This window comes from Arthrobacter sp. H5 (assembly GCF_000520595.1).
Lineage (GTDB): Bacteria > Actinomycetota > Actinomycetes > Actinomycetales > Micrococcaceae > Arthrobacter_D.
In genome coordinates this window covers 59432-68958 of sequence record NZ_KI914992.1, presented here as the reverse complement: position 1 = coordinate 68958, position 9527 = coordinate 59432, and the positions used below count along the sequence as shown (strand labels likewise).

Here is a 9527-nt window from a genome sequence, read left to right as displayed (position 1 = left end):
GTACGACGGCGGCTGGCCAGCCGCCGTCGGAGGGTTCCTGATCACGGGGGTCCTGATTGTAGCCACGGGCGCAATCCCTGCCCTTGGCCGCCTGGTGGGCGCCATCCCCATACCGCTGGCCCAAGCCATGCTCGCGGGTGTGCTGCTCCCCCTGTGCCTTGCCCCTTTTCAGGCTGCCGCGACCATTCCGGCCCTGGCTCTTCCGGTGATTGCGGTGTGGCTGATCGCGATGCGCCTGGCGCCCCGATGGGCTGTTCCGCTGACGCTGGCTGCGGCTTTGGGTGTCATTGCGATCTATGTTTTGATCACCGGGACAACACTGCAGCCGGCCACCATGGCACCAACTCTGCAACCGACCATTCCCGAATGGACTCTGCAGGCCGCAGCCGGAATCGCGCTGCCGCTGTACATCGTGACGATGGCCTCGCAGAACATTCCGGGCGTTGCCGTCCTCAAGTCATTTGGCTACCAGACCCCATGGCGCCCGTCCATGCTGGTTACGGGTGCCGGAACAGTGGCGGCGGCGCCGTTCGGCGGTCACGCGATCAATCTAGCTGCGCTCTCCGCCGCACTCGCGGCCGGAGACAGTGCCGGACCGGACCGCTCTCGACGCTGGATCGCGGCACTGAGCGCCGGCATTGCATACCTGATCCTGGCTGCGCTTTCGGGGGTGCTGGTCACGCTCGCGGCGGCCGCGCCGTCGGGCCTGGTGGAGGCTGTGGCCGGGTTGGCGCTGTTGGGCACCATGGCGGCCGCCATCTCAGCTGCGCTTGCCGACCCCGGCACGCGGATCAGCGCTGCAGTCACCTTTTTGGTCGCGGCGTCGGGACTGAGTATCGCGGGAATCGGCGGAGCGTTCTGGGCATTACTCGCGGGGTTGACCGTCCGGCAGGTGCTCGAACTCCGAACCGGATCCCACGCATAAACACTGTCACCGGCGCGTGAGAGCATGAATGCATGCCCAGTACCTCCTATCCCATGATCGATGTCACGGACATCATTCGCATGGTGGGCGGAGCCGCGTTTCAGCGTGGCCAGGGGTATGCCAAGGACGGCGCCGTGCAGGCGCTGACCCTGGATTCTGACAGTAATATTCTCCACGCCCGGGTCCGGGGGAACGCGCCGACACCGTACCGGACCCAGCTGTACCTTACGGAGAAGGGAGACGGACGCTACCATCTCAAGGACAGTTTCTGCAGCTGTCCCATCGGCCTCGACTGTAAACATGTCGCCGCCACCGCGCTTCAGAGCAATACCCAGAACCTGCTCGCCAATCAGGAGCTCAGCCCACCCAAACGATCATCCAGCCCGGCAGGTTGGCAGGAATCGCTGTCCAGTCTGATTGAAGACCACAAGAACGACGACGCCGGCCGCCTCCTTGCCACTCCCGTCACCCCCATGGCGCTTCAGTTCGAGATCAGGCATACCCTTTCCCGCAACGCTGGCTGGGGAACCTCACGCAGGAAAAAGCAGGGCGCCATCAGACTCGGAGTCCGCCCGGTCATCCGGAACGCCAAAGGAAACTGGGTCAAGAACAACCTGGCTTGGGGAAGCATCAGCTACCAGACCCACGGCATTAAGCTGGACGCTGACCAGCATCGCTGGTTCTCCCAGTTCCCGGCTCTGCACCGAGGCACGGGAGTCTCCTATTTTGGCAACAATGACTCGTGGTTGTACCTCGAGGAATTCAGCAATCCGCTGTTGTGGCAACTCCTCAAAGAAGCAGTCAGACTCGGCGTTGAGTTTGTCGGCTCCACCAAGGGGATTACTGTCTCACTCGCACAATCAGCCTCGCTGAAGCTCGATGCGACCTCCCACGATGATGGGCTCCAGCTCTGCCCGATCCTCGAAATCGACGGACAACCACATCCAACGGATACTGCTCACGTGATCGGCAATCACGGACTCTACACAGTGTCCGATGGGGGTGCCATCACACTCGCAGCGATGGACCGGAAACTCACGGACCACAACCGGGAACTCCTCCAGCAAACCCAACCGGTGCTCGTTCCGCGGGAGGAAGCACAGCTCTTCCTCGGTAACTTCTATCCGCGTCTGCGGCAGTCCATCGACGTAACCAGCAGCAACGGCTCCGTCACCTTCCCCGAGATCACGCCGCCCTCCCTGATCCTGACGGCCATTTACGGGGAGGATGAGCTGGACCTCTCCTGGGACTGGGAATACCGGTTGGGAGACTCCACCATCCGCAAGGACCTCCACACCATGGAGGATGACGGCTATCGCGACAAACCCGCCGAACAGGAAATCCTCCTGTCCGCGAGAAACGCCATGGGTGCGCGTCCGGTCAAGAAGCGCACCCTCGTGGAAATGCAGGTTGTGGAGTTCACCGAAACTACGCTGCCTACACTGTTGGAGCTCGACAACGTCCGGGTGGAAATCATCGGCGACAAACCCTCCTTCGAGGAACTCACCGAACCTCCGCAGCTGATCATCACCACCGTTGAGACCGACAACCGCGACTGGTTTGATCTCGGCGTGCTGGTCACGGTGCAGGGACGCAAAATCCCGTTTGACCAGATCTTTTCGGCGCTTGCTCAGGGGAAGAGCAAGATCAAACTGGTGGACAACAGCTACATGTCCCTCAACCAGCCGGTGTTCGAGCAGCTCCGCGAGCTCATCGAAGAAGCACGGGAGCTGAATGAATGGGAAACCGGTCTCCGGATCAGCCGCTATCAATCAGGTTTGTGGGAAGAATTCGAGGACCTTGCTGAGGAGACCGTGCAGGCAGTCACCTGGCGGGCTGCTGTCGGCGGGCTCCTTGAGCTGACTGAGGTTGAACCAACCCCTCTTCCCACAGGTCTGCAGGCGCTGCTCCGGCCGTATCAGCTGGATGGGTTCAACTGGCTTGCTTTCCTCTGGAAGCATGGCCTTGGCGGTGTCCTGGCGGACGACATGGGCCTGGGCAAGACAGTCCAGACTCTCGCCCTGATCGTTCATGCCAAGGACAGCGGCGAAAACAAGCCCTTCCTCGTTGTGGCCCCGACCTCGGTAGTGCCCAACTGGATCTCGGAGGCACACCGTTTCGCACCCGGACTATCGATTACCGGGATCACCGATACCCAAGCCAAGAGCGGCACCAAACTTGCAGACCAAACCGATGGAGCCGACGTCGTCGTGACCTCGTACACACTGTTCCGCCTCGACGCCGCAGCCTACAAGAGCCAAGACTGGGCCGGGCTCATCCTCGACGAGGCGCAATTCGTCAAGAACCGGGCAGCCAAAGTACACCAGTGCGCTAAGGACTTCGACGCTCCGTTCAAGCTCGCGATCACCGGCACACCGATGGAAAACAATCTCATGGAGCTATGGGCGCTGTTCAGCATCACGGCGCCTGGCCTGTTCCCCTCGTCCCGCCAATTCACTGAGGACTATCGCACTCCGATAGAAAAGCAGGCAAACACAGAACGCCTTGCCCGGCTGCGCCGCCGGATCCGTCCCCTGATGATGCGCCGAACCAAGGAAGCGGTTGCCTCGGATCTTCCGGCGAAGCAGGAACAGGTGCTCGAAATCGAGCTTCATCCCCGGCACCGGAAAATCTACCAGACCCATCTGCAGCGGGAGCGGCAAAAACTGCTGGGATTGATTGATGATCTGGATCGGAACCGGATGATCGTCTTCAGGTCACTGACCCTGCTCCGGATGCTGAGCTTGGATGCGTCACTGGTTGATCCCGCGTATGCAGGGGTTCCATCGGCAAAGCTTGAGGTCCTGTTTGAACAGCTGGAGGATGTGTTGGCTGAAGGCCACCGGGCATTGATTTTCAGCCAGTTCACGTCCTACCTGAAAATGGTTGCTGCCCGGCTGGATGCGGAGGGCGTCGAGTATGCGTATCTGGACGGTTCCACCCGGAAGCGGGGCGACGTAATAGAGCAGTTCAAGGACGGCAACGCACCCGTGTTCCTGATCAGTCTCAAAGCCGGCGGATTTGGACTCAACCTCACCGAAGCCGACTACTGCTTCCTCTTGGACCCCTGGTGGAATCCAGCCAGCGAAGCTCAGGCAGTGGACCGTACCCACCGGATCGGACAAACCAAAAATGTGATGGTGTACCGCATGGTGTCGAAGGACACCATCGAGGAGAAGGTGATGAAGCTCAAGGAACAGAAAGCCAAACTGTTCAGTTCGGTCATGGACGACGGCGCCGTGTTCAGCACCGCGCTGACCGCCGAGGACATCCGAGCGCTGTTGGAGGGGTGAGAGGCCCCAACATCCGCCACTGGAAGGAACCGCCCTTGTACAGTAGGTGCCATGGAGCAAAGACGTCCTCTTGAATTCTGGATAAAACTGGTCGACGGACTCATCGATGAGCAGTTCGAAGCGAGCCTTGAGGAACACGGGGTGACCCGACGGCAGTGGCAAATCCTGAATCTGCTGGCCAAGGAACCCGCCACAATGACCGACCTCAATACCGCCCTTGCCGAGCTCCCTGACGATCACTCCGAAGAAACCCTGCCTGAGCAACTGGAGGAGCTCACGGACAGCAACTGGTTGACTGCTCAGGGAACAGAGTATGCACTCACGGAGCTAGGCCGCAGCAGCGTCACAATGCTCACCGAGGTGGTCAGCCACAACCGCGACCGGCTCGGCGCAGACGTATCTCCCGCGGACTACCAGACCGCCACTGATGTCCTCGAACACATGGCGAAGAATCTCGGCTGGGTGGAAAACACCTAATCGTGGGTGGAGAGACCTACGCGCTCAAACGTGGCTTGTTAACAGCTTCAGTAATTTCGTCGTTCCGGCTGTGGTCCACAACCGGACCGGTACCCGCAATCTCCCGTAGAAGGTCGATGCCCAGCACCGCTGCCTGTTTAGTGGGGAAGAACGCTGAAACAGCCATCAAAGTACCGTCTCCGGCAACGAGCTTGATCCTGAACCCATCGTCATGCGCGTCCACCAGTTTGAAATAGCCTGACACTCTCTTACCTCCTTGTAAGGAAAGCCTCAACAGTCCCCCAATAGTAAGCGCACTGATCATGCCTGGTCACCCAACTGCGCAAACCGTTACACAACCGACAGCAGAACCCGGCTAGCAGGATTCGGCGAGGCGGCGCAGAATATTGGCGGCTGGTTCCTCGGTGGCATCGCGGTAGCCTGTGCCGGCCCAAATATTGATGCTCTCTGGATCGTTGGCGGCTGCCGCGGCTTTACGGATGGGGCTGGTCAGATGGTGGATTGCGGGGTATCCATTTGGTGCCACGGTGTGGAACCGGTCCACGAAGGCGTTGCGGAGCGCCCTCGCGGGACGGCCCGAGAACGCGGTGGTGACAACGGTTTCTGTGCGGTTGGTGTCGGCCAGAGCTGCCTTATAGGGTTTTGAGGCTCCGCTTTCGGGGCTGCGCAGCAGCACGCTTCCGACAACGGCAGCCTCGGCGCCGTGGGCAAGTGCATCACGGACACCTGTTGGCGTCGAGATGCCGCCTGCTGCCCAGATTGGCAGTTGGACCGATGATCGGACGCGGTCGAGCAAATCAGCCAGAGGTACCTGCTCGACCGGGGTGGCCGGGGTTAAGGTACCGGAGTGCCCGCCGGCCTTGTCCGACTGGACCACCAGGCCGTCGACGCCGAGCGCCGCTGCCTGTTGCGCTTCGTTCGGGTTGGTCACTGTTTGGAACACCAGCGAGCCGACCTTCCGCAGCCGTCGGACAACCTCGGCGGAGGGAAGTCCGAAGGTAAAGCTGACCACTGGTGCGGGATCAGCGACCAGCATGTCTATCTTGGCCGCCCACTCGTCGTCGTCCTCCAGGGCACCTACTTCGTCCAGGGACAGGTTGTAGGTGGCCGCCAGTTCGCGGAGCGACTTGGCGTATTCGACGAAGACGTCCTTGTCGATCGGCACCGGGTTGGGCGCGAAGAGGTTCACACCGAACAGGTTGACTCCGAAGGAGGAGACCCCTGCACGTACCTCGGTTATCTGTTGGGCGAGCTGGTCGGGCGTTTTGTATCCGCCAGCGAGAAGACCCAGTCCTCCTGCTTCGGCAGCCGCCAGGACAAGAGCCGGGGTGCTGGGGCCTCCTGCCATAGGCGCGGCAACCAGCGGAATAACAGCCCCAAGGTCGGCCAGAAGACCGGACGCTTCCAACCTGCTGGAGCCGCTGGCGCTCAGTCGTTCAACGGATACGTTGCTGTCAGTCATATGCGCCTCGCCCTTTGCCTTGGCTAAATTTACGCTGATGGAATCCCGGAAGGAGGTTGACGTTGGCTTGAGCGCGTGGAGCGGGCACCCGGCCCAGGAATTACATCCATGCTAGGCGCCAGCCAGGGCACCCCAAAAATATTCAATCCTCGCTGTTGAGGATCCTTCGCCGGGCGCTGACCAGCTCCAGCTCCGGGCGTCCGGCAACAAGCCTCTCAACCGAGTCCAGCACATCAACAATATGGTGCCGGTCCGATCCCACCAGACCCGCACCGATTTCCGCCCGCCGGTGCAATTCCTGATTGCCAACTTCAGCAGCCGAGACATCGAACTTCCGGCGAAGGTCGGAGACCAGCGGCCGGAGCACAGAACGTTTGCCCTTGAGTGAGTGCACGTCACCCAGCAACACGTCGAATTCAATGAAACCAATCCACATTGCTCATCGTCCCCTTCGTGCTGCGGATGCAACCAACGACGACGGCCCAATCCGCGCGAGCGCAGTCAGCACCTTATATTTCAGGCTGGGAATAGAAACGGCCTTGCCCTGGGCCGAATCCCGCAGTGCTGCCCGCACCACATGGTGGGCGTCGAGCCACATCCAGCCGGGGATCAGGCGTTTGTCCACACCCATCCGGTGATGGAACTCGGTGTGGACAAAGCCGGGACAAACAGCGGTCACTGTGATGCCGTCACGACGGTAGGTGATGTTGGCCCAGCGGCTGAAACTGATCATTGCCGCTTTGACAGCTCCGTAGGTACCCCTGGGTGCGAAGCCGGCAACGCTTGCAACGTTGATGATGCGACCGTGTCCCCCTGACCGCATCCCTTGCAACGCGGCATGGCTTAGGGCCAACGGTACTATCAGATGGATGGTGAGGTGGTCCAGTTCTTCACGGAATGAATTGTCAGCGAAGGGTTTTGCCAGCCCGTAGCCAGCATTGTTGATCAGAGTGCCCACTGGACGGGAGCGATCGGTGAGCCGAAGAACCACGGCCGCCACGCCGTCGTCGTCGTCGTCCAGCAAATCGACGGCGATGGATTCCACCTCAATCTTGTGGCGCAGAGCCAGCTCGGCCCCGGCTTGCTCCAGCCTGGAGGAATTCCGGGCCACCAGCACAAGATGCACTCCTTGTGCCGCCAGCTGTGCGGCAAACTCTGCCCCGAGCCCAGCGGTTGCTCCGGTAATGAGTGCTGTTTCAGCCATCGGCAAACCTTATCTCTTTTGGACAATCGGCAGTAAAATAAAAGGGCTGGAGGTACGCCTCATGCGTTCTTCCAACGGCTGAGGCCATGGCTTCAGCAAACCTGTCCTGCTCACACAATAAGGAGGGGAAGTGACTACCGCATCACATTCACATGATTTTCATGTCACCCACGATCACGTTCGTAGTGCTTCGATGGGGATGGGCGTAGTTTTCCTGCTTTTGGCAATCCTGGGATTCATCCCAGGAATCACCTCACAATACGGAAGCATGGCGTTTGCCTCCGGTTCCGAAGCGCTGATGTTTGGCGCTTTCCAAGTGTCAATTCTGCTCAACCTCGTGTATCTGGCGGTCGGAGCCGTCGGTGTGTGGATGAGCCGCAGCGTATCGGGAGCCCGCAATTTCCTCATCGGAAGTGGAGCCCTGTTCTTGGTGATGTGGCTCTACGGGCTGATCATCAACCTTGACTCGGCGGCAAACTTCCTCTCCTTCAACGCGTCCAGCAACTGGCTGCACCTTATCCTCGGAGTGGTTGCAATCGGGTTGGGCGTGGCCTTTATGGCCCGACATCGCGGAGGTGACACATCAACCAACGCATAGTCCATCCGGCCGATGGCCGGTCACAGAACGCAGCCCCACACGGTTCTCCCGTGTGGGGCACTCTTTTGCGCCAGCCAGGCTGTTCCGCGCTGCAGTCGCGAGCAACTCAAAAAAAGTTTGGAATTGCGACTCCAATGCAACCCAGTCCGTCCTAGGCTAGGTGTGAGGCATTAAACTCCGGCTGACTTGCACGCCCGTTGGCTGCAGAAACCCGCCTCACACCATAGGGGGCCGGTCGATGATGAGCGGATTCCCGGTAACGGAAGGGAAGAACGTGTCTGGAAACAAAGCCGTGGCCTACAAGGGTCCTGGAAAAGTTGAAGTCATCGATATCGACTACCCCACTTTCGAGCTGAAAGACGGTCCGGGCGTTAACCCGGCGAATGTGGGCAGAGAAGTTCATCATGGTGTGATCCTGAAGACCGTAACAACAAACATCTGCGGATCCGATCAACACATGGTCCGGGGACGTACCACCGCACCATCGAATCTTGTACTGGGTCACGAGATCACCGGCGAAGTGGTTGAGGTTGGAAGGGACGTTGAGTTCATCAAGAAGGGCGACATCTGTTCTGTTCCCTTCAACATCGCCTGCGGACGCTGCAAAAACTGCAAGGAACGCAAAACCGGGATCTGCCTGAATGTCAATCCTGAGCGGCCCGGAAGCGCCTATGGATACGTTGACATGGGCGGTTGGGTTGGAGGGCAGGCCGAGTACGTACTCGTGCCCTACGCGGACTGGAACCTGTTGAAATTTCCGGACCGGGATCAGGCGCTGGAGAAGATCATGGACCTGACCATGTTGTCGGACATTTTTCCGACCGGCTTCCATGGCGCGGTCACCGCGGGTGTGGGCGTCGGCTCCACCGTCTATGTGGCTGGTGCTGGTCCGGTGGGCCTTGCCGCCGCCGCGTCGGCACAGCTCCTGGGTGCCGCCGTCGTCATCGTCGGTGACCTGAACGCCGACCGGTTGGCGCAGGCACGCAGCTTTGGCTGTGAAACTGTCGACGTGTCGAAAGGTGACCCGAAGGACCAGGTGGAGCAGCTGCTCGGCGTTCCTGAAGTGGATTGCGGCGTAGATGCTGTGGGCTTCGAAGCCCGCGGACACGGTTCCGATGCATCCCACGAGGCGCCAGCGACAGTGCTCAACTCGCTCATGTCACTGACCGCCGCGGGAGGCGCGCTTGGCATCCCCGGGCTGTATGTGACGGGTGATCCTGGAGCCGTGGACGACGCCGCCAAGGTCGGCTCGCTGTCAATCACCCTCGGCACGGGCTGGGCAAAGTCCCTGTCCTTCACCACCGGCCAATGTCCGGTTATGAAGTACAACCGGGGACTGATGATGGCAATTCTGCATGACAGGGTCCAGATAGCCAAGGCGGTCAATGCCAAGGCGATTGGACTTGATGAAGCACCCCGCGGCTACGAAGAGTTCGACGCGGGTGCAGCGACCAAGTATGTATTGGACCCGCATGGCTATGTTGCGGCCTGATTCACATCGCTGACCAGTAGGCGGGTGCGCAGCACTGCACGGTGCTACGCACCCGCCGTCTTGTCGAAGACCGGTT

The 9527-nt window shown here is 60.2% G+C and carries 9 protein-coding genes; 5 read left to right on the top strand and 4 right to left on the bottom strand.

The genetic code is table 11. The annotated features are described in order from the left end of the window. From Y708_RS24210 to Y708_RS0110165, 3 genes are all read left to right on the top strand, one after another. On the top strand, nucleotides 1-925 hold a 925-nt coding region (locus Y708_RS24210), incomplete at its 5' end, for a benzoate/H(+) symporter BenE family transporter (protein ID WP_035775918.1). A 32-nt stretch (nucleotides 926-957) separates the two neighbouring features. Continuing rightward, nucleotides 958-4218, top strand: a complete 3261-nt coding sequence (locus Y708_RS0110170) for a DEAD/DEAH box helicase (RefSeq protein ID WP_028279856.1) — start codon at nucleotides 958-960, stop codon at nucleotides 4216-4218. Nucleotides 4219-4269: 51 nt separating this feature from the next. Beyond that, nucleotides 4270-4695, top strand: a complete 426-nt coding sequence (locus Y708_RS0110165) for a transcriptional regulator (RefSeq protein WP_028279855.1) — start codon at nucleotides 4270-4272, stop codon at nucleotides 4693-4695. Between the two features lie 16 nt (nucleotides 4696-4711). Here the strand turns inward: Y708_RS0110165 and Y708_RS24205 are convergent, their stop codons facing one another. The 4 genes from Y708_RS24205 to Y708_RS0110145 all read right to left on the bottom strand — a co-directional run bounded on the left by Y708_RS24205 (nucleotide 4712) and on the right by Y708_RS0110145 (nucleotide 7361). Beyond that, on the bottom strand, nucleotides 4712-4939 hold the full coding sequence (locus tag Y708_RS24205) for a YegP family protein (protein WP_035775943.1): 228 nt from the start codon (nucleotides 4937-4939) through the stop codon (nucleotides 4712-4714). A 111-nt stretch (nucleotides 4940-5050) separates the two neighbouring features. Then, the gene (locus Y708_RS0110155) at nucleotides 5051-6157 is read right to left on the bottom strand and encodes a nitronate monooxygenase (protein ID WP_081746679.1); all 1107 of its coding nucleotides are present in this window, start codon (nucleotides 6155-6157) and stop codon (nucleotides 5051-5053) included. Between the two features lie 142 nt (nucleotides 6158-6299). Next, nucleotides 6300-6593, bottom strand: coding sequence for a DUF503 domain-containing protein (locus tag Y708_RS0110150; RefSeq protein WP_028279853.1), 294 nt, complete (start codon nucleotides 6591-6593; stop codon nucleotides 6300-6302). A gap of 3 nt (nucleotides 6594-6596) precedes the next feature. After that, nucleotides 6597-7361 (bottom strand): SDR family NAD(P)-dependent oxidoreductase, encoded by a 765-nt coding sequence (locus tag Y708_RS0110145; protein ID WP_028279852.1) that lies wholly within the window; start codon nucleotides 7359-7361, stop codon nucleotides 6597-6599. Between the two features lie 130 nt (nucleotides 7362-7491). On the opposite strand from Y708_RS0110145, the gene Y708_RS0110140 reads away from it, so the two are divergent. Both Y708_RS0110140 and fdhA read left to right on the top strand, forming a co-directional pair. Further along, complete coding sequence (locus Y708_RS0110140; RefSeq protein WP_028279851.1) at nucleotides 7492-7959, top strand: DUF4383 domain-containing protein; 468 nt, start codon at nucleotides 7492-7494, stop codon at nucleotides 7957-7959. Between the two features lie 274 nt (nucleotides 7960-8233). Further along, nucleotides 8234-9451: a formaldehyde dehydrogenase, glutathione-independent gene (gene fdhA, locus Y708_RS0110135; RefSeq protein ID WP_028279850.1), complete on the top strand. Its 1218-nt coding sequence runs from the start codon at nucleotides 8234-8236 to the stop codon at nucleotides 9449-9451. Nucleotides 9452-9527: the final 76 nt, after the last annotated feature.

Bases quoted from the DNA above. Each gene is read 5' to 3' on its own strand.
- Y708_RS0110170 (WP_028279856.1), top strand. From the start codon at position 958: ATGCCCAGTACCTCCTATCCCATGATCGATGTCACGGACATCATTCGC.
- Y708_RS0110165 (WP_028279855.1), top strand. From the start codon at position 4,270: ATGGAGCAAAGACGTCCTCTTGAATTCTGGATAAAACTGGTCGACGGA.
- Y708_RS0110155 (WP_081746679.1), bottom strand. From the start codon at position 6,157: ATGACTGACAGCAACGTATCCGTTGAACGACTGAGCGCCAGCGGCTCC.
- Y708_RS0110150 (WP_028279853.1), bottom strand. From the start codon at position 6,593: ATGTGGATTGGTTTCATTGAATTCGACGTGTTGCTGGGTGACGTGCAC.
- Y708_RS0110145 (WP_028279852.1), bottom strand. From the start codon at position 7,361: ATGGCTGAAACAGCACTCATTACCGGAGCAACCGCTGGGCTCGGGGCA.